At 75.2% G+C, this 18,129-nt stretch carries 15 protein-coding genes and 1 pseudogene; 9 read left to right on the top strand and 7 right to left on the bottom strand.

Going from position 1 to position 18,129, the window contains the following annotated elements; genetic code table 11:
• The first annotated feature begins 51 nt into the window (after positions 1–51).
• The 4 genes and pseudogenes from AB0E62_RS02130 to AB0E62_RS02115 form a co-directional block, all read left to right on the top strand.
• Positions 52–855, top strand: a complete 804-nt coding sequence (locus AB0E62_RS02130) for an alpha/beta hydrolase (RefSeq protein WP_362186655.1) — start codon at positions 52–54, stop codon at positions 853–855.
• A gap of 266 nt (positions 856–1,121) precedes the next feature.
• A complete protein-coding gene (locus AB0E62_RS02125; RefSeq protein ID WP_362186956.1) occupies positions 1,122–2,267 on the top strand; it encodes an MFS transporter in 1,146 nt (381 codons plus the stop codon).
• Between the two features lie 97 nt (positions 2,268–2,364).
• Positions 2,365–3,168 (top strand): DUF1206 domain-containing protein, encoded by an 804-nt coding sequence (locus AB0E62_RS02120; protein WP_362186652.1) that lies wholly within the window; start codon positions 2,365–2,367, stop codon positions 3,166–3,168.
• Between the two features lie 243 nt (positions 3,169–3,411).
• Positions 3,412–3,545 (top strand): annotated as a pseudogene (locus AB0E62_RS02115) (flavodoxin); the annotation flags it as partial.
• A 230-nt stretch (positions 3,546–3,775) separates the two neighbouring features.
• Here the strand turns inward: AB0E62_RS02115 and AB0E62_RS02110 are convergent.
• A complete protein-coding gene (locus AB0E62_RS02110) occupies positions 3,776–4,795 on the bottom strand; it encodes an urea transporter (RefSeq protein ID WP_362186649.1) in 1,020 nt (339 codons plus the stop codon).
• Positions 4,796–5,153: 358 nt separating this feature from the next.
• Here AB0E62_RS02110 and AB0E62_RS02105 point away from each other — a divergent pair, with 358 nt between their 5' ends.
• Positions 5,154–5,528, top strand: a complete 375-nt coding sequence (locus AB0E62_RS02105) for an STAS domain-containing protein (RefSeq protein ID WP_362186647.1) — start codon at positions 5,154–5,156, stop codon at positions 5,526–5,528.
• Between the two features lie 295 nt (positions 5,529–5,823).
• Complete coding sequence (locus AB0E62_RS02100) at positions 5,824–6,300, top strand: GreA/GreB family elongation factor (RefSeq protein WP_362186644.1); 477 nt, start codon at positions 5,824–5,826, stop codon at positions 6,298–6,300.
• Positions 6,301–6,327: 27 nt separating this feature from the next.
• Here AB0E62_RS02100 and AB0E62_RS02095 read toward each other — a convergent pair whose 3' ends face one another.
• The 4 genes from AB0E62_RS02095 to AB0E62_RS02080 form a co-directional block, all read right to left on the bottom strand.
• Complete coding sequence (locus tag AB0E62_RS02095; RefSeq protein WP_362186641.1) at positions 6,328–8,844, bottom strand: ATP-dependent Clp protease ATP-binding subunit; 2,517 nt, start codon at positions 8,842–8,844, stop codon at positions 6,328–6,330.
• A gap of 329 nt (positions 8,845–9,173) precedes the next feature.
• The gene (locus AB0E62_RS02090; protein ID WP_362186638.1) at positions 9,174–9,545 is read right to left on the bottom strand and encodes an NUDIX domain-containing protein; all 372 of its coding nucleotides are present in this window, start codon (positions 9,543–9,545) and stop codon (positions 9,174–9,176) included.
• Positions 9,546–9,640: 95 nt separating this feature from the next.
• On the bottom strand, positions 9,641–10,522 hold the full coding sequence (locus tag AB0E62_RS02085) for a YegS/Rv2252/BmrU family lipid kinase (RefSeq protein WP_362186635.1): 882 nt from the start codon (positions 10,520–10,522) through the stop codon (positions 9,641–9,643).
• 33 nt (positions 10,523–10,555) lie between these two features.
• Positions 10,556–12,148, bottom strand: coding sequence for an FAD-binding oxidoreductase (locus tag AB0E62_RS02080; RefSeq protein ID WP_362186632.1), 1,593 nt, complete (start codon positions 12,146–12,148; stop codon positions 10,556–10,558).
• 156 nt (positions 12,149–12,304) lie between these two features.
• On the opposite strand from AB0E62_RS02080, the gene AB0E62_RS02075 reads away from it, so the two are divergent.
• Complete coding sequence (locus tag AB0E62_RS02075; protein WP_362186629.1) at positions 12,305–12,904, top strand: TetR/AcrR family transcriptional regulator; 600 nt, start codon at positions 12,305–12,307, stop codon at positions 12,902–12,904.
• On the top strand, positions 12,901–14,481 hold the full coding sequence (locus AB0E62_RS02070; protein WP_362186626.1) for a glycerol-3-phosphate dehydrogenase/oxidase: 1,581 nt from the start codon (positions 12,901–12,903) through the stop codon (positions 14,479–14,481). Before AB0E62_RS02075 ends, AB0E62_RS02070 begins: the two co-directional genes overlap by 4 nt.
• A gap of 51 nt (positions 14,482–14,532) precedes the next feature.
• On the opposite strand, the gene AB0E62_RS02065 is transcribed toward AB0E62_RS02070, so the two are convergent.
• Both AB0E62_RS02065 and AB0E62_RS02060 read right to left on the bottom strand, forming a co-directional pair.
• The gene (locus AB0E62_RS02065) at positions 14,533–15,987 is read right to left on the bottom strand and encodes a WGR domain-containing protein (protein ID WP_362186623.1); all 1,455 of its coding nucleotides are present in this window, start codon (positions 15,985–15,987) and stop codon (positions 14,533–14,535) included.
• A gap of 122 nt (positions 15,988–16,109) precedes the next feature.
• Complete coding sequence (locus tag AB0E62_RS02060; protein ID WP_362186620.1) at positions 16,110–16,754, bottom strand: TetR family transcriptional regulator; 645 nt, start codon at positions 16,752–16,754, stop codon at positions 16,110–16,112.
• 160 nt (positions 16,755–16,914) lie between these two features.
• On the opposite strand from AB0E62_RS02060, the gene AB0E62_RS02055 reads away from it, so the two are divergent.
• The gene (locus AB0E62_RS02055; RefSeq protein WP_362186618.1) at positions 16,915–17,700 is read left to right on the top strand and encodes an SDR family NAD(P)-dependent oxidoreductase; all 786 of its coding nucleotides are present in this window, start codon (positions 16,915–16,917) and stop codon (positions 17,698–17,700) included.
• Positions 17,701–18,129: the final 429 nt, after the last annotated feature.

Raw genomic sequence — 18,129 nt, 5'->3', positions numbered from 1 at the left:
CGCGCCGCGCCCGACCGGGAGTGACGAACGGCGGTACGCGAGGAGCTGGTTGTGGAGTGGTCGAAGCGGGTGGTCGTACGGAGCGGGGTCCGTCTGGTCTGCCGTGATGCCGGCGGCGGTCCGGGCCCCGCCGTCGTGCTGTTGCACGGGCTGGCCGGTCATGCCGGTGAATGGGACGCGTTGGCCGAGAGGCTGTCGGGGCGTCATCGGGTGGTCGCGGTCGACCAGCGCGGGCACGGGGCGAGCGAGCGGCGGCCCGGTGATGTCTCGCACGCGTCCCGCGTGGCGGACGTGGTGGCGGTGGTCCGGCGGCTGGGGCTGGGCCGGCCCGTGCTGGTCGGGCAGTCGCTGGGCGGTCTGACGGCGTTGCTGACCGCCGCCGCCCACCCCGCGCTGGTCCGCGCGCTCGTCCTGGTCGAGGCCGCGCCCCGCGACCCCGATCCCCGCGCTCCCCGGAACATCGGCGCGTGGCTGGACTCCTGGCCGGTGCCGTTCCCCTCCCGGGCGGCGGCGGTCTCCTTCTTCGGCGGTGGCCCGGTGGGCGAGGGGTGGGCGGCCGGCCTGGAGCGGCACGGGGACGGCCTGCGCCCCCGGTTCGACCGTGACGTGATGGTCGCCTCGGTGGCGGAGAACGCCCGGCGTTCCTCCCGGCCCGCGTGGCGGCGGGTCGGCTGCCCCACCCTGGCCGTGTTCGCGCGGGCGAGCCTGCTTCCCGGGCCGGACATCGACGCGATGCTCGCGCAGCGGCCGCCGGCCGTGGCGGTGAGCGTTCCCGGCACCGGGCACGATCTGCACATGGAACGGCCGGAGATCCTGCACGACCTGCTGGAGCGGTTCCTGTCCGGCCTCGGGTGAGGCGCGCGCCGAGCCTCCCCCTCGGGGCCGGGGAACTGCGCGCCCGCGCAGGCGCCGCGCTGCCGGACGTGTGGCGGTGCGCGCCGTGTCGCGCGGTGGGCCGGCGCGACGGCGGGTGAATTCGGTTGCGGCGGGACGGGTGAGCCGGGTGGGGTACCGCCATGGACGGGGTCGTACGACGGGCACAACCGGCCGGGGCCGACGCGGCGCGCGGGGTGACGGCACGGCCGGCTCCCTGGCGGCGGAGGGCCGTGCTGGCGGCCCTGATGCTGGCCGCCTTCACCTTCAACACCGTGGAGAGCCTGCCGGTCGGCCTGCTGGAGCCCGTCGCCGACAGCCTGCGGGTGCCGGTGCCGGCGGCCGGTCTCCTGGTCACCGGGTACGGCCTGACGGTGGCCGTGGCCTCCGTACCGCTCGCCCATGCCCTGCGGGCGGTGCCCCGGCGGCATGTGCTCACGGGGCTGCTGGCCGCGCTGGTCGTGGCCGGCGTCGGCTCGGCGCTGGCCCCGTCCTACGGCGTCCTCCTCGCGGCACGGCTGCTCGCCGCCCTCGCTCAGGCGCTGTTCTGGGCCGTGACGGGGCCGGTCGCGGTGGGCCTGTTCGCGCCCGGGGCGCGCGGGCGGGTGGCCGGGGCGCTGTCCGTGGCCGGCTCGCTCGCCCTGGTGCTCGGTGTTCCGGCGGCGGCCTGGCTCGGCCGGCTGAGCGGCTGGCGGCTGCCGTTCGCGCTGCCGGCCGCGCTGGGTCTGCTCTCCCTGGTGACGATCGCGGCCCTGCTGCCGGTCTCGCGCCCGGAGGAGGAGCCCGCCGCGTACGCGGCCGGACCCGACGCCCGCCGGTTCGCCACCGTGCTGACGGCGGGGTTCCTGTCCGCCACCGGCGCGTTCGCGGGATACACCTACATCGTGGCGTTCCTGGACCGGGTGAGCGGTTTCGCCCCGGGCACGGTCAGCGTGCTGCTCTCGGTCTTCGGTGCCGCGTGTCTGGCCGGGGTGGGCGTCACCGCCGCGCTGCTGGACCGCTTCCCGCACTCGGCGCTGACCGCCGCCGTGTCCGTGCAGACCGTGGGCATGCTCGGCCTGTACGCGGCCGGTGACCGGCCCCCGGCGGCGGTGGTGTTCCTGGTGCTGACCGGAGGGGCGCTCGGCCCGGTGTTCATGGCCGCCCAGAACGTGATGCTGCACTGCGCTCCGGGCCGTACGGACCTCGCGCTCGCGGCGAACTCCGGCTGCTACAACGCCGGGATCGCGGCGGGTGCCGCGCTGGGGGCGCTGATCCTGCCGCAGGCCGGTCCGCGGGGCGTCTTCCTCGCCGGCGGGCTGCTGACCGCGGGGGCCTGCGCGGTGCTGCTCGGCGGACGCCTGCCGGGCCGGCGGCGGTGGCCCGGCGGCCGCACCGGCGCCGCGTCCCGTTGAGCGGGCCGCCGGGCGCAGGTGTCGGCGCGGAACGCGGGGGCACCGGCGGTGTATGGACGTACTACGCTCTTCGGCCCGGGCCGCGGACAGCAGACCCATGGCCGTGGCGGCCCGGGCCGGTTTCGCGGCGCGGGGGCTGATCTACGTACTGGTGGCGGTGATCGCGCTGCGGATCGCCCTGGGCGGGGCCGGCGGCGGACGGCAGGCCGACCGGGGCGGTGCGCTCGGCGAGCTGGCCGAGCGGCCGTTCGGGTCGGCGCTGCTGTGGATCGTGGGCATCGCCCTGGCCGGGATGGCCGTCTGGCGGCTGTCGGAGGCGGTGTTCGGCGCGTCGGGCCCCGATGGGTCCAAACTCTCCCGGCGGGCGGCGTCGCTGTTCCGCTCGCTCTTCTACGGTTTCGTCTCCTACTCGGTGCTCGCCTACGCGGCCGGCGACCGGGGCAGCGGCAGTGGCGCGTCCGACCGGCAGACCGACGATGTCACCGCCCGGGTACTGGAGTGGCCCGCCGGTCAGTGGCTCCTCGGCCTCGCCGGGGCGGGTGTGGTGGTCGCCGGGGTGTGGATGTCGGTGCGGGCCGTGCGGCGGAAGTTCCTGGACAACCTGCGGACCGAGGCCCTGTCCGGGCGGGCCCGGCCGGTGGTCGAGGCGCTCGGCGTGACCGGGGGTACGGCGCGTGGCGTCGTCTTCGCGGCGGCCGGGGTCTTCGCCGTCGTCGCGGCCGTGCGGCATCAGCCCGGCCAGGCGAAGGGCATGGACGACACCCTGCGCGCGTTCCGTGATCTGCCGGCCGGACCGTGGCTGCTCGCCCTGGTCGCGCTCGGTCTGGCCGCGTTCGGCCTGTTCTCCTGGTGCGACGCCCGCTGGCGCAGGATCCGCACCGGCGGCCGGCCGGCCGGCTGAGCGGGCCGGCCGCGGCATGGGCCGGGGCCGGGTCATGGGGAGGCCCTGCCCGGAAGGACGACGGTGGAGAACGGCGCCGGCCGCGCCCAGACCCTCACCGGCTGCGGATTCCGCTCCGTCACCACGGGCAGCACCCGGCCCCGCGGGCACACTCGCGCCTCTGCCCCCGCCTGACGGCACTGCTCGGCGGCGGCGACCGGCCCGGCGGAACGCCCGCCCCGGTCGACCGCCGGTATGAAGGCGCAGCACTGGATCGACTTCACCGAACAGCCGCTGCCCGACTTCGAGGAGCTGCGGCACGACAGCGACCACCTGCGGCCGCCGTCGGACTGGACGCCACGCTCGCGGCCACGGACATCGTGACCGCCTCGCCGGTCGCCACCGCCCCGGCCGGCAGCCGCGCCGAGGCAAGCCCGCGCAGGACGGTCAGCCCCGCGGCGGACCCGGTGCCCGAGGCGGCCGGAAGCCACCGGCTGCACGCCGGAGCCGGTGGTCGGGTGCCGGCCGGGCCGGCGAGGGCGGCGCACCGGGGTGCGGCCCCGGGTTCCCGGCCACGCGGCTCGTCACGGCACCCGGGCGGGCCTGGCGGCGGCAGCGCTGCCGCGGCCTACGCGGTCGGTGCCGGTGTGCGGGGGCGGTGCGGGCGGCTCTCGTCCTGGGCGGGAGGCCGGCCGGTCAGCCGGGGGAAGGAGCGGGCGGCGGCCAGGAAGCAGAGCGTCGTCAGCACGAACGGCCAGGTGAACGCCCGGCCGCCGGAGGGGGCGAGCAACTGGGCGACGGCCGGGGTGACGGCGGTCGCCGTCACGGCGCCGAGCAGCGCGTACAGCAGGGTGGCCGGGGCCGCCGCGAGGAACACGCCGCCGAGGGCGATGGCGACGAGGACCGCGTTGTAGCCCATCGTGCCGTCGGTGATGCCGGCCGCCGGCGCGCCGAGCGCCCACGCGGTCAGGGTGCCCGTGGCGCTGCCGGCGCAGGCGAGCAGCCCCACCGCCCGGCTTGCCAGGAACAGGCCCACGAGCAGCAGCCCGCCTACGTACCACTGGTCCAGGAAGAACACCTGGGAGATGTTGCGGAAGAAGGCCCGCCACAGGTCGCCGGGGTGGGGCGCGGTCGGACCGATGGCCGGGCCGGGGAGCGCGGCGGGGGCGGCGGCGTGCGGCCGGAGGCGCCGGAAGGCGGGCGCGGCGAGGGTGACCACGCCGGCCAGCAGACAGAACGGCAGGGTCAGCGGCGGCAGCTGCCACAGGCGCAGCAGCCGGGCCACGGCCGCGGTGGCCACCGTGGTCGCCACGCCGGCCACGGTGGCGAGCAATGCCGTGGACAGCCGGCCCGGGCCCAGGAACACCGCGCACCACAGGGCGACCAGGCAGGAGTTGAAGCCCTCCAGCCCCAGCTCCACCCGGTCCCGGGCGACGTGCAGCAGCCGTGCCGTGCCGGTGCCCAGGACGGCGCCGCCGAGGGCGTAGCCGCCATAGCGCCAGTCGGCCGTGGCCAGGGCGAGGCAGAAGACGGCGCCGGTCCGCGCGTCGGCCAGGAACATCACCTGGGCCGGACCGCGCAGCAGCCCCCGTCCGAAGCCCGCGCCCCGTTCCCGACGCCACCGCCGGACACCGACCGACCGCCGCACGTCCCGCCCCCTCACCGAGTCACCCCTCCATCATTCCGCACTGCGGTAGATATCTTCCGACATGCGGTACTGGACTGTCGAGACGCCCGCCGAGGCCCGTGCCAGAGGGCGCCGGGAGGGGCGCGCGAGGTGGTACGGAAAAAGCGGGAACACGCAACCGGTGCGGCAGACAAGCGCGGGAGCGCGCGCTGACGGAAGGCATCCTCCGCGCGATCCGGGGCAGCCGCCGGGTGAGGAATGCGCGGGGCACGGCCCGGCAAGGGATACGCCCGGCGAGAACCGGGACGCGCCGGGCCGGGCCCGGCGCGCGTGCGTGGGCCCCCAGGCCCCTCAGTGGCGAGCGGAGACGAGGAAACGCGTGGCGGACACGGTGGAGATGTACGAACAGACGGGACCGGAGCGGCTGTCCGTCTTCCGGTCCACCATCGACGGGGTCACCGTCGTCACGGTGACCGGCGAGATCGACCACCACACCTCGGGCGTCCTCCGGGACGCCCTCGCCCCGGCGGACCCCGCACCCGGGGCCCGCACGGTCGCGGATCTCGGCGGAGTGCCGTTCATGGACTCCAGCGGCATCAACGTCCTCATCGCCGGGCACCAGGCCCACCAGCCGACGGGCTGGCTGCGGCTGGCCGGCGTCCGGGGGCCCGTCCTGCGCACCCTGGAGATCGTCGGCCTCACACCGCTGATCCCCTGCTACCCGAGCGTCGGTGACGCCCTGGCCGACGACTGAGGGACCGCCTGGACGGCGGCCGAGGGTCCGCCGCGGGGGTCAGGACTGCGGGCGCCGCCCGTGGTTGGCCGGGTGGTTGCGGCGCGACTTCTTCTTCCGGCGTCGCTTCGAGGACATGGGCACCTCCCTCCGCGCCCTGACAGGGGCCGGAACCAGCCCGACGGTCGGAACAATCGGAACACATGCACAGTATCCCCGTATGTCCCTCCCTACATCCTGGGTGGAGTTGATCCCTTTATGATGCGGAACGCCGGACTCTTCCTCCGGTTACCCGTCCCGCAGAGGAGCAGACGTCATGACCGGTGATCCGGCGCCGATCAGCGCACAGGCCCGCCGTGCGCTGGAGCAGGAGCTGGCCGACCTGCGGGACGAGCGCCGGCTGGTCGCCGGGACCCTCCGGGAGTCCTCCGCGTCGGCCGGCGACCAGGCCGACCAGGCGGACCAGTTGCGGCGCGTCGACCAACTGGCGCGTCTGGACCGCCGGATCGAGGACATCACCGAGCGGCTGCGCGAGGCGGAGACGGCCGGTCCCGCCCCGACCGACGCGGTGGGCGTGGGCAGCACGGTGACCGTCCGCTTCCCGGACGGCGAGACGGAGACGCTGCGGATCGGTGAGGTGGCCGAAGCGCTGGACCAGACGCTGGTCACCGCCGACAGCCCGCTCGGACGGGCCCTGCTCGGCCGCCGGCCCGGGGACACCGTGCGCTACGACACCCCGGACGGGCCGGCCACGGCGGTCCTGGTCTCCCTCGGCGAACCTCCGTCCTCCTGAAGCCCGTTGCCCGCCGCGCCCCCGGTGTCACCCGGCCGGTGCGGGGGCGGGTGCCCCGGTGGCGCCGTGGCGGACCGTGCAGTGCAGCGAGTCGTCCCGCACATCGGCGACGATGGTGTCCCCGGGCTCGGTCTCGCCGCCGAGCAGCAGGGTGGCGATGCGGTTGTCCAGTTCCGCCTGGATCGTGCGGCGCAGCGGGCGGGCACCGAACTCCGGCTGGTGGCCATGGGCGATGAGCAGCTTCTTGGCGCTCTCGGTGACCTCCAGGTCCAGGCCCTGGGCGCGCACCTTGTGCCTGCTCCGGTCGAGCAGCTGGTCCACGATCCGGCCCAGGTCGTCCTCGGTCAGGCCGTGGAAGACGATGATGTCGTCGATCCGGTTGAGGAACTCCGGCAGGAACCGGGTGCGCAGGTCCTCCATCAGCTCGTCCTTGAGGTCGGACACATCGCCCCGGTGCTCCAGGATGCGGTGGGCGCCGATGTTGGACGTCATGATGACGACGCAGTGCCGGAAGTCGACGGTGCGGCCCTGGGCGTCGGTCAGCCGCCCGTCGTCCAGGATCTGCAGCAGGGTGTTGAAGAGGTCGGGGTGGGCCTTTTCCACCTCGTCGAAGAGCACCACGCTGTAGGGCTGGCGGCGCACCTTCTCGGTGAGCTGGCCCGCTTCCTCGTAGCCGACGTATCCGGGAGGCGCGCCGACCAGCCGGGCGACGGTGTGCTTCTCCTGGAACTCGCTCATGTCGAAACGGATCATGCGGTCGTCGTTGCCGAACAGCAGGGCGGCGAGGGTCTTGGCGAGTTCGGTCTTGCCGACACCGGTCGGGCCGAGGAAGAGGAACGAACCCACGGGGCGGTTCGGGTCTCCCATGCCGGCCCGGTTGCGGCGCACGGCCTGGGAGACGGCGGTGACCGCCTCGTCCTGGCCGACGATCCGCTCGTGCATCTCCTCTTCGAGCCGCAGCAGCTTCTCCTTCTCGCTCGCGGTGAGCTGGGAGACCGGGATGCCGGTGCGGCGGGAGACGATGTCGGCGATGTCGGAGGCCGTGACGGAGACGACGCCCTCCCGGCGCTCCTCGATGCCGGCGAGTTCGCCCTCCACCTCGGCGATCTGCCGCTTCACCTCCGACGCCTTCTCGAAGTCCTCGGCGGACACAGCCTGGTCGAGTTCCCGGCGCAGCTTCGCGATGCGGTCCTCGCGGCTGACGATCTCGGTGGAGCGTCCGGTGCCGCGCAGCCGGACCCGGGCGCCGGCCTGGTCCATCACGTCGATGGCCTTGTCGGGCAGGAAGCGGTCGCTGACGTACCGGTCGGAGAGTTCGGCGGCGGCGGCCAACGCGCCGTCGTCGAAGCGGACTTGGTGGTGTGCCTCGTAGGAGTCGCGCAGTCCTTCGAGGATCTGCACCGTCTCCTCGACGGTGGGCTCCGGGACCAGCACCGGCTGGAAGCGGCGTTCCAGGGCGGCGTCCTTCTCGATGTACTTGCGGTACTCGTCGATGGTCGTGGCGCCCACGACGTGCAGTTCGCCGCGGGCGAGGGCGGGCTTGAGCATGTTGCCCGCGTCCATGGCACCCTCGCCGGTGGCGCCGGCGCCGACGACCGTGTGCAGTTCGTCGATGAACAGGACGATGTCACCGCCGGCCGCCTGGACGTCCTCGATGACCTTCTTCAGCCGCTCCTCGAACTGCCCCCGGTACTGGGCACCCGCCACCATCCCCGACAGGTCCAGTGCGACGACCCGCTTGTCCTTCAGCGTGTCGGGGACCTCCCCGGCCACGATGCGCTGGGCCAGTCCCTCCACGATCGCGGTCTTGCCGACGCCGGGTTCGCCGATCAGCACGGGGTTGTTCTTGGTGCGCCGCGAGAGGATCTCCACCGTCTGCTCGATCTCCTCGGCCCGCCCCACGACCGGGTCCAGCTTGCCGGCCTTGGCCTCTTCGGTCAGGTCGCGGCCGAACTCGTCCAGGGTGGTGGCCGGCCGGCCGCGCTCGGCGGGGGCCGCCTCGGGGCGCGGTGCCGTCTGGTCGGTGAGGCCGGCCAGCCGCTTCGCGTCCACGCCCTCGGCCCGCAGCAGCCGCGCGGCGCCGGTGTCGGTGTCGCCGATCAGGGCGCCGAGGATGTGCTCGGGGCCGATGTAGGACACGCCCGCGGCCTGCGAGCAGGCGTAGGCGGCGCGCAGCGTGCGCTTGGCGGCGGGGGTCAGGCCCGGTTGCGCGGAGGGCGTGCCGGACTCGCGGGGCAGTACCTTGGCCAGCTCGGTGGCGAGCGCCTCGGGTTCCAGGCCCGCCTGGGAGAGCAGCCGGCGTGACGGTTCGACCTGGGTGGCCGCCCACAGCAGGTGTTCGGTGTCCAGGTCGGGAGTGCCGTAGTCGGCGGCCCGCTGCGCGGCCAGGTTGAGCAGGGCCTGCGCGGATTCGGTCAGCAGCCGTCCGATGGGCACGCGCTGCACCGCCGGGGGCGATGACGCGGGCGACATACCGAAGAACCGGTTCAGCAGCTCGCTGAAGGGGTCCGAAGAACCGAACGGTGCACCGAACGACATCGACATGACAGCTCCTGGCGCGCGTGGGGACCGGTCCGTTCGCGCAGGACATCCGCGAGCGGCGTCCCGCGAGGGGGTTCCGCGCTGTCGGCAACGCGAGGGACCCACGACGGGGTCCCCACATCACTGAAACCCCCGGGGGACGGCACCGCAAGCGGAGGGCGGCGGGGCGGCGTCGGCTCGGCGGACGCCGGGGTGGGGGGAGGGCGGGGTGGCGCGACCGCGCCGTGGTGGTTCGGCACCCCCTTCGGGGCACCGAGCCCGCCTCCTCGGGTGCCGGAGCATCGTGGTTGCCCGCGCCGTTCCCCCCGCTCCCACCGGGGCGGGCCGTGGGCTCAGACGGGGGGCGTGTGGCCCTGGAGGTAGTGGCGTACGGGGGCCGGCAGATGGGTGTCGGCGGTCTCCTGAGCCGATGCCCAGCGCAGACGGTCCGGGGTGAGGCGGCCGCCGTCGGAAGGGGACTCGGTGAGCAGCCGGCACAGGACGGCCGTCCCGCCGTCGGCTCCCCCTGGTTCCAGCGGCTCCGTGCCGTCGACCAGGTAACCGGTGAGTTCGTAGACCACGCGCGCTGCGGTGGCCTGGACCGTCTCGGCGGGCTGCGGCGTGCCCGAGGGCAGCCCCCAGCCGGCTGCCTCCGGCACCATCAGCAACCGTCCGTCGTGCACGACGACCGCCCGCACCACGTCCTCGGCCCGCTCCGCTGTCATCCGGCCCACCACCCCTCCCCAGGCACTTCTCCCCTACCCCCGCGGGAACGGGTGATGCCCCGTAAATCCCCCTGATGTTCGATGAGTTGCCCCGGTCAGTACAGGACCGGCAGGTCGGCCGGACGGACCCGCAGGGTGACCGGCAGGGTGGCCTCCACCTCGCCGTCGGCGCCGTAGGGGACGGACCGGCCGGCCTCGATGCGCAGTTCCCGGCCGCGCAGGACGCGTACCTCGGGACGGCGGACGTGGGCGCCGGTCCGCAACTCGTTCATCAGGGCGAAGAACAGCCGGCGCGGGGCCTCGCGGATCAGCACGATGTCGAGCAGCCCGTCGTCCACCCGCGCGTCGGGGGCGATGAGCCGGCCGGAACCGTAATAGGGGGAGTTGGCGGCCACGACGGTGTAACCCCGGTGGGTGTGCTCCGTGCCGTCGACGGTGACGCGGTAGTCGGCGGGCCGCCAGGTGGTGACGGCGCGCAGTCCGCCCGCGTAGTACGAGGCGGCGCCGCGCAGCAGCCGGGCGTTGTTGGCGTGCCGGTTGGCCTCCGCGTCGACGCCGGCGTACACACTGCCCAGCACCACCGTGCGCGGGTGGACGGCCGACTCCACCTCGATGGTGTCGACGGGCCGGGGCTCGGCGTGCAGCAGGATGTCCGCCAGCGCCCGGGGCTCGGCGGGCAGTCGCAGCGCGCGGGCGAAGTCGTTGCCGCGTCCGGCGGGTACGAGGCCGAGGACGGTGCCGGTGCCGCTGAGCGCGCCGCCTATGCCGCCCGCGATGCCGTCGCCGCCCACGGCCAGTACGGTCCGGCCGCGCTCACCGGCCGCGCGGGCGATGTCCTGGGCGTGCGCGAGGCTGTGGCTGTACTCCGTCTCCAGTCCGGCCCCGGCCTCGCGCAGCAGCCGGGCCAGGTGCAGCAGGCTCGCCGCCCCGGTGGAGCCGCCCGCGGTGGGGTTGACGACGGCGGTGAACTGGCGCATCGGTGGGCCTCCGGGGCAGGCGGTCGGTCGGGGTCAGTCGGTGGGGAGCAGGACGCCGGGGTTGAGCAGGCCCTCCGGGTCCAGGCGGCGCTTGACGGCGCGCAGGGCCGCGACTCCGAGCGGGCCGGCCTCGCGGACGTACCAGTCACGGTGGTCGGTGCCGACCCCGTGGTGGTGGGAGATGGTGCCGCCGGCGGCGAGGACGGCTTCGCTGGCCGCCTGCTTGGCGGGCGTCCAGTGGGCCACCGGGTCCTCGCCCTGGGCGCTGACCACGGTGAAGTACAGCGAGGCGCCGTTCTCGTACACGTGGGAGATGTGGCACATGACCAGCGGCGGGGTGCCGGCCTCGGTGAGGGTGTCGGTCAGGGCGGTGCGGACGGCGGTGTACAGCTCGGGGACCCGGGACCAGAACGCGGCGGTCTCCAGGGTCTCGGCGAAGGCGCCCGCGTCGAGCAGGGCGTCGCGCAGATAGGGCGCGGAGTAGCGGCCGTGCGCCCAGCGTTCGCCGGGTTCGGTACCGGCCGGGGTGCCGCCGCAGGCCGTCAGGACGTCCGCGGCCCGCGCCCGGCGGTACGCGGTGTCCTCGGCCGTGCCCTCGTAGCCGGTGATCGCGAGGCAGCCGGTGCCGCCCTGGTCGAGGCCCGCGCCGATCGCGTCGGGCTGGGCGAGTCCGACGAGCGTCTCGGTCTCGTCGGACAGGCGCAGCACGGTCGGCCGGGGCCCGTCCTGGGCGAGCCGGCGCAGCGCGGCGGTGCCCTCCTCGAAGGAGCCGAACCGCCAGCCCTCGTACACCCGGACCTCGGGCAGCGGGCGGATCCGTACGGTGACGGAGGTGATGACGCCGAAGGCGCCCTCCGAGCCGAGGATCAGCTGGCGCAGGTCGGGGCCGGCGGCGGAGCGCGGGGCCCGGCCGGTGTCGAGGGTCCCCTCGGGGGTGGCGAGGGTGAGGGCGAGCACCATCTCGTCGAAGCGGCCGTAGCCGGCGGAGGCCTGTCCGCTGGAGCGGGCGGCGGCGAAGCCGCCGATGGTGGCCCATTCGAAGGACTGCGGGAAGTGGCCGAGGGTGTAGCCGTGTTCGTTGAGCCGCCGCTCGGCCTCGGGGGCGCGCAGGCCGGGCTGGAGGACGGCGGTGCGCGAGACGGGGTCCAGGTCGAGCAGGCCGTTCATGCGGCGCAGGTCCAGGGCGACGAACTCGCGGCGCCGCGGGGCGAGTCCGCCGACCACGGAGGTGCCGCCGCCGAACGGGACGACGGCGAGGCCGTGCGCGGCGCAGGCGCGCAGCACGGCGAGGACCTCGTCGTGACCGGCGGGCAGGACGACGGCCTGGGGCGTGCCGGCGAAGTCACCGGCGCGGATGCGCAGCAGGTCGGGGGTGGATTTGCCGCGGGTGTGCCGGATGCGGCTCTCGGCGTCCGTGCGGACGTGTTCCTCGCCGCCGACGGCCTCGGCGAGGGCGTGCAGGGCGGCGGGAGGGACCGTGACGGCGGGCGGGCGGAGGTCCGCCAGGCCGGGGGCGGGCGTACCGCGCGGTATGACACCGAGCAGGTCGCGCAGCAGCCCGGTCACCGTGTCGGGCAGCGGTGCCGCCTTGGCCGGGTCGCCCCAGCCGTTCCACAGCATGTCCATTGAACGGTCGTCCTCACAGGGTCGGTGAGCTGGTCCTCGTACGGCTCGGCGGGGCGGTCGGCAGGCTGTCGTGCGGCGCGGCGGGCGTCCGCGGGGACCGGCCCCCTCCTGTCCCGTCCTGCTCCTGTCCCGCCCCGGGGCGTTACACTGTGACACATGACGCCTATTCGTCACAACGGCTCGGACGGCGATCCCGTGCTCGACGCGGTACGCGACTGCGTGCTGGCCGTCGGGGTGCGGCGCACCACGCTCGCCGACGTCGCCCGCCGCGCCGGGGTCTCCCGGATGACGCTCTACCGGCGCTGGCCGGACCTGCGGACGCTGGTGGGCGATCTGATGACCCGGGAGTGGATCGACGTGGCCACCCGGGCGATCCCGGAGCCCGCGCGCGGCGTCGCCACCCGCACCCGGATCGTGGACGGCCTGGTGGCCGGGGTGGAGGCGTTCCGGGCGCACCCCCTCTTCCGCAAGATCGTCGACGTCGATCCGGAACTGCTGCTGCCGTACGTCCTCGACCGGCGCGGCGCGAGCCAGGAGGCGCTGCTGGCGCTGCTCTGCGACGCGCTGCGCGAGGGCCACGCGGACGGTTCCGTGCGGCCCGGCCACACCGAACGGCAGGCGCGTGCCCTGCTGCTGACCGTGCAGTCCTTCACCCTGTCCCTGCGCACGATGACCGACGAGGACGACCCGGAGCTGGACTCCGCCGCGTTCCTCGGGGAACTGCGCACCCTTCTGGAGAGGACCCTGACGCCATGAGCCACACCGAGGCCGCGCCCGGCTCGTCCCTGAGCGCACACCGGCGCGGCCGGGAACTGGCCGAGGCCGCCGACGGCCGGGTGGCCGACGTCCTGGTGGTCGGGCTGGGCGCGACGGGTGCCGGGGTGGCGCTGGACGCGGCGGCCCGCGGGCTGGACGTCGTCGCGGTGGACGCCCACGACCTGGCCTTCGGTACCTCCCGCTGGAGCTCGAAGCTGATCCACGGCGGGCTGCGGTACCTGGCCTCGGGGCAGTTCGACGTCGCCCACGAGAGCGCGGTGGAGCGCGGGGTGCTGATGACCCGTACGGCGCCGCACCTGGTGGCCGCCCAGCCGTTCCTGCTGCCGCTGACCCCGCTGGTGTCCCGGGCCCAGGCCGCGCTGGCGTGGGCCGGTTTCCGGGCCGGGGACATGCTGCGGGTGGCCGCCCGCACACCGCGGCGGGTGCTGCCCGCACCGCGCCGGCTGCCGGCGACCGAGGCCCGGCACCTGGCGCCCTCGGTCCGCCCGGCCGGGCTGCGCGGCGGGCTGCTGTCCTGGGACGGCCGGGTGGCCGACGACGCCCGGCTGGTGACCGCCCTCGCCCGGACGGCCGCCGCGCACGGGGCCCGCGTACTGACGCGGGTGCGGGCGCTGGAACTGACCGCGACGGGCGCCCGGATCCGGGACGAACTGTCCGGCGAGGAGGGCGAGATCAGGGCGCGGGCCGTGATCAACGCGGCCGGGGTGTGGGCGGGCTCCCTCACCGGGGGCATCCGGATCCGCCCGTCGCGCGGCACCCATCTGGTCCTGCGCTCGGAGCGGCTCGGCGCCCTGCCGGCCGGACTGCACATCCCCGTCCCCGGCGAGACCAACCGCTTCGTGCTGGTGCTGCCGCAGGGGGACGGCCGGGTCTACGTCGGCCTCACCGACGAGCCGGTGGAGGGCGGGATCCCGGACGTGCCCGAGGTGCCCGAGACCGACATCGGCTTCCTGCTGGACGTGCTCGGCTCCGCCCTGGACGCCCCGGTGTCCCGGGAGGAGGTGGTCGGCGCCTTCGCCGGGCTGCGCCCCCTGCTCGACACCGCGCCCGGCGCCGGGGCCGGCGCTCCGGCCCGCACCGCGGACATCTCCCGCCGGCACGCGGTGCTCACCTCGCCCGACGGTGTCACCACCGTGGTCGGCGGCAAGCTGACCACCTACCGGCGGATGGCGCAGGACGCCGTGGACGCCGCCGTCGCGGCGAGGGGCCTGGACGCGGCCCCCTCCCCCACGGCGGCCCTGCCGCTGATCGGCGCCGCCGCCCCCGGCCGCCTGCGCGCACTGCCCGCACCCCGCCGCCTGGTCCACCGCTACGGCACCGAGGCCGTGGCCGTCCACGCCCTCGCCGCCGAGGACCCCGCCCTGGCCGGGCCCGTGCTCCCCGGCCACCCCGTCACCCGCGCCGAACTCCTCTGGGCGGTCCGCCACGAGGGCGCCCTGGACGAGTCCGACCTCCTGGACCGCCGCACCCGCGTCGGCCTGGTCCCCGGCGACCGGGCCGAGGCCCTGCCCGCCGCACGGGAGGTGCTGGAACGAACGGCGCCCGTGCTCCCCTGACACCCCAGGTGCGGTGCCGTGCCCCTGGTGCCGGCGCCCGGCAAGGGCTGATCACAGAAGGCGGTGGATGTCGCCGCGGACCCGGTAGAAGCCGCCCGACGCGGGGTGCAGGGCGTCCACGACGTAGCGGGCTCCGGGTTCGCGTATCGCGCGGGGGAACTGGACGTTCCAGGAGGGGTCGTAGCCCTCGGAGACGACGTGGACCCGCACCCGGCCGGCCTCCTGGACGCACTCGACCACGACCGCTCCGGCGGGCGCCCGGTCGACCGCGGAGACCGCGGTCACCGCCGTGGCCGGAGCGTACGTCGGCGTGGCGGCGGCGAGTTCGACGTCCCGCACCATCGGGACCGTGCCCTGCTGGGCCGCGGTGATCGCCGCCTCGCTCGCGTCGACGCAGACGAGGGAGCCGTCGGTGGTGACCAGGTACAGCCGCTCGTCGCGGTACTGCATGGACAGCGCCGAGCCGCCGCCCGTGCCCAGCTTCCACAGCCGTGCGCCGTCCCGGTCGAAGCAGTAGACGGAGGAGGCCGCGTCCCCGGCGAAGACGAACCGGCCGCCGGGTGAGGTGGCGCACGAGTACACCGCGCTGTCGCAGGCGTACGTCGCCTCGATCGCGCCGCTGGCCTTCGACAGCCGCTGGACCACCCGGTGCGCGGTGCCCGCGTACACCGCGTCCCGCTCCTGCCAGCCGAAGAGGACCCCGCCCTGGGTGGGGGTGTGCCACAACTCCCCGCCGCCGTCCGGCGCGTAGGCGGTGACCCCCCGGTGGTGGCCGTGGTAGACGGCCCGGTCGTCGGCGCGGACCATCCAGGCGTGCTCACCCTGACTGCGGCGGGACCACTGGTGTTCGTCCTCGTGGTCGATGACGGTGAGCCGGCCGGCGCGGTCCGAGACGTCCAGGACGCCCTCGTGGATGTCCAGCCAGAAGATGTCGACGTCGGCGGCGATGTCGTAGGCGGCGAAGGGCAGTTTGGAGGACAGGTCGTACACCTTGCCGTCGTCGCAGCCCGCGTAGATCCAGAAGTCGTCGGCGACCAGGCACTTCACGCCGTCCGGCAGGCTGAAGCGGGCCAGCACGGCGCCCTCGTGGTCCAGGGTGTAGACGTCACCGGCCTGGTTGCCCACCCAGCAGCGCTCGTCGTCGACATGGATGCCGAACGCGGCCGAGCCGGTGCGCAGCCGCCACAGCACCGGCGCCACGGCCCGTGCCGTGGAGGGCGCCGAGCTGACCTGGCGGCGGGTCACCGCACGGGGTGCCCGCTGTCCCCGGACGGCCGGCGCGTAGCCCTTGCGCACCTTCTCGCCGGCCTTCCTCGCGGCGGCCGCCCGCGCCTTCTCCTCGGTCGGGAACGTCGTCGTCTGGGTCTGCCCGGCGGCGCCGATCCTGCCGTACCGCACGGTCACCACCCGGCCGTCGACCGTCACCTCGTAGAACTTGTGGGCGCCGCCGCCCTCCTGCGACAGCTCCAGGTACGTCGTCGTGGACACCGCGGACCCCGTGGACATGGCAGACCCCTCCCCAAGACGGACCCGTCCCCGTCCGGCGGGTCCCCGACTGCTGTTCACCGTAGGGGCACCCACTGACAACGGCCCTCGGGCAGGGCGCGGGCGGCCGGCCGCCGGCCGTCCTACCGGTCGCGGTCGCCTGCCACCTCCCGTATGCCGCCCAGGAGTTGGCGCAGGCACCGCAGGGCGAGCGCGGCCGGTGAGCCCTCCCCCGCGACGCCCGCCTCCGTGGCGGCCCAGGTCTCCAGCGCGATGCGGATCGCGTCCGTGGCCGCCGCCGCGACCAGGCGCACCTGCAAGGTCTCCAGGCACCCGTCCGCCAGCCGGGCGACGGCCGGGACGAGCCGTTCCTCCGACTCCTGGTTGACCCTGTACCACACCGCGCGCAGCGCGGGATCGTCCGCGGCGGCCCGCAGCAGCCCCCGGGTCCGCTCCAGCGCCGCGGCGGCCTCCTCGTCCGGAGCCCCGAGCGACTGCTCCACCGCCGTCTCCAGCGCCCGGAGCAGACCGGCCCCGGGTTCGGCCGCCTCCAGCAGCGCCCGCCACCGGTCGGCCCCGGCCGCGAGCAGGGGGCTCACCGCGTCCTGCTTGGAGCGGAAGTAGCGGTAGAAGGTGCGCAGCGCCACGCCCGCGTGCCGGGCGATCTCCTCGGCGGTGGTCGCGTGCGGTCCCCGCGCCGCGAACAGCTCCGCCGCCGCGTGGGCGATGTCCAACTGGGTCGCGGCCTTGCGGCGCTCGGTGAGGGAGGTGGGCGGCTTGGTGCTCATCCCAGAAGAGTACGGCCCGGGCGACCTCATAGGCACGCATTGCCGTGATGGCAAAACGTGCCGCCAAGGCGTAACGTGAACGCCATCGGGGCGTCGGACGGCAAGAGAACCGGCGTCGCACAGGGCCCGCCGCACCCCGGCGGGCCGGGCAGGAGAACACATGAACCGCTACCGAGGCCGCCGCGTGCTGATCACCGGGGGCGGCTCCGGCATCGGCCAGGCCACCGTGCTGCGCATCCTCGCCGAGGGCGGCAGCGTGGTGGCCGCGGACGTGAGCGAGCGGGGTCTGCGGGACACCCAGGAGAAGGCCGCCGCTCACGCGGACCGGCTCACCACCCTCGTCGTCGACGTCGCCGACGAGTCCTCCGTACGCGCCGGGGTCGCCGCCGCGACCACCGCGCTCGGCGGCCTGGACGTGCTGGTCAACGCCGCCGGGATCCTGCGCTCCTCACACACGCACGGGACGAGCCTCCAGGACTTCACCCGTGTCCTCCAGGTCAATCTCGTCGGCACCTTCCTCGTGATCCGCGAGGCGATACCGGCCCTGCTCGCGGGCCGGGACGCGGCGGTCGTCAACTTCAGCTCCACCTCCGCCGTCTTCGCGCACCCCTACATGGCGGCGTACGCGGCGAGCAAGGGCGGCATCCAGTCGATGACGCACGCGCTCGCCTCCGAGTACGCGAGCCGGGGCATCCGCTTCACCGCCGTCCAGCCCGGCTCCATCTCCAGCGGGATGACCGACGGCAGCGGCGCCAGCGGACTGAGCAGCGGGCCGGGGCTGCCCGCCGACGCCGACATGAGCCTGTTCGCGAAGCTCTCCCCGGCGCTCGGCCAGGGGTTCGCCGGGCCGGAGACGGTGGCGTCCGTCGTGGCGATGCTCGGCTCGTCGGACGGCGCGTTCATCACCGGGACCGAGATCCGCGTCGACGGCGGCACGCATTTCTGACCGCCGCCCGGGCGTGTCCCGCTGACGTGTCCGCCGGGACACCGCCCGGGCGCCCGGGACCGGGAGCAGGGCGGGCCGGGAGCAGAGTGGGCCGACGGCCGGGACGGGCACCGGACGGGCCAGGCCGGGAGCGGCCGGAAGGCAGGCCCTTGTCCCGGCCCGGCGCACGCTCCGGCGCAGGCGAGGGCGAGGGCGAGGGCGAACAGGGCGCGGTAGTCCTCGCTCCACTGGTTCTCGTCCGCGTCCGACAGCCGGGACGGGTACCGGACAGGCGGGGCGGGGACGGGTACCGGACAGGCGGGGCGGGGACGGGGCGGAAGCGGGACTGGTCGCGGCACAGCGCGCCGGTGACGCCCTCGTCGCGGGCGATCATCACGATCACACCGGGGCAAGAACCGGCAGCGGCCGGCACCTCGTCACGGGTCGGGG

It is taken from the genome of Streptomyces sp. NPDC038707 (assembly GCF_040636485.1).
Lineage (GTDB): Bacteria > Actinomycetota > Actinomycetes > Streptomycetales > Streptomycetaceae > Streptomyces.
Note: the sequence above shows the minus strand (reverse complement) of the source record. Positions and strands in the feature narration are given on the sequence as shown.

Bases quoted from the DNA above. Each gene is read 5' to 3' on its own strand.
- AB0E62_RS02125 (WP_362186956.1), top strand. From the start codon at position 1,122: ATGCTGGCCGCCTTCACCTTCAACACCGTGGAGAGCCTGCCGGTCGGC.
- AB0E62_RS02120 (WP_362186652.1), top strand. From the start codon at position 2,365: ATGGCCGTGGCGGCCCGGGCCGGTTTCGCGGCGCGGGGGCTGATCTAC.
- AB0E62_RS02100 (WP_362186644.1), top strand. From the start codon at position 5,824: ATGACCGGTGATCCGGCGCCGATCAGCGCACAGGCCCGCCGTGCGCTG.
- AB0E62_RS02095 (WP_362186641.1), bottom strand. From the start codon at position 8,844: ATGTCGATGTCGTTCGGTGCACCGTTCGGTTCTTCGGACCCCTTCAGC.
- AB0E62_RS02090 (WP_362186638.1), bottom strand. From the start codon at position 9,545: ATGACAGCGGAGCGGGCCGAGGACGTGGTGCGGGCGGTCGTCGTGCAC.
- AB0E62_RS02085 (WP_362186635.1), bottom strand. From the start codon at position 10,522: ATGCGCCAGTTCACCGCCGTCGTCAACCCCACCGCGGGCGGCTCCACC.
- AB0E62_RS02080 (WP_362186632.1), bottom strand. From the start codon at position 12,148: ATGGACATGCTGTGGAACGGCTGGGGCGACCCGGCCAAGGCGGCACCG.
- AB0E62_RS02075 (WP_362186629.1), top strand. From the start codon at position 12,305: ATGACGCCTATTCGTCACAACGGCTCGGACGGCGATCCCGTGCTCGAC.
- AB0E62_RS02070 (WP_362186626.1), top strand. From the start codon at position 12,901: ATGAGCCACACCGAGGCCGCGCCCGGCTCGTCCCTGAGCGCACACCGG.
- AB0E62_RS02065 (WP_362186623.1), bottom strand. From the start codon at position 15,987: ATGTCCACGGGGTCCGCGGTGTCCACGACGACGTACCTGGAGCTGTCG.
- AB0E62_RS02060 (WP_362186620.1), bottom strand. From the start codon at position 16,754: ATGAGCACCAAGCCGCCCACCTCCCTCACCGAGCGCCGCAAGGCCGCG.
- AB0E62_RS02055 (WP_362186618.1), top strand. From the start codon at position 16,915: ATGAACCGCTACCGAGGCCGCCGCGTGCTGATCACCGGGGGCGGCTCC.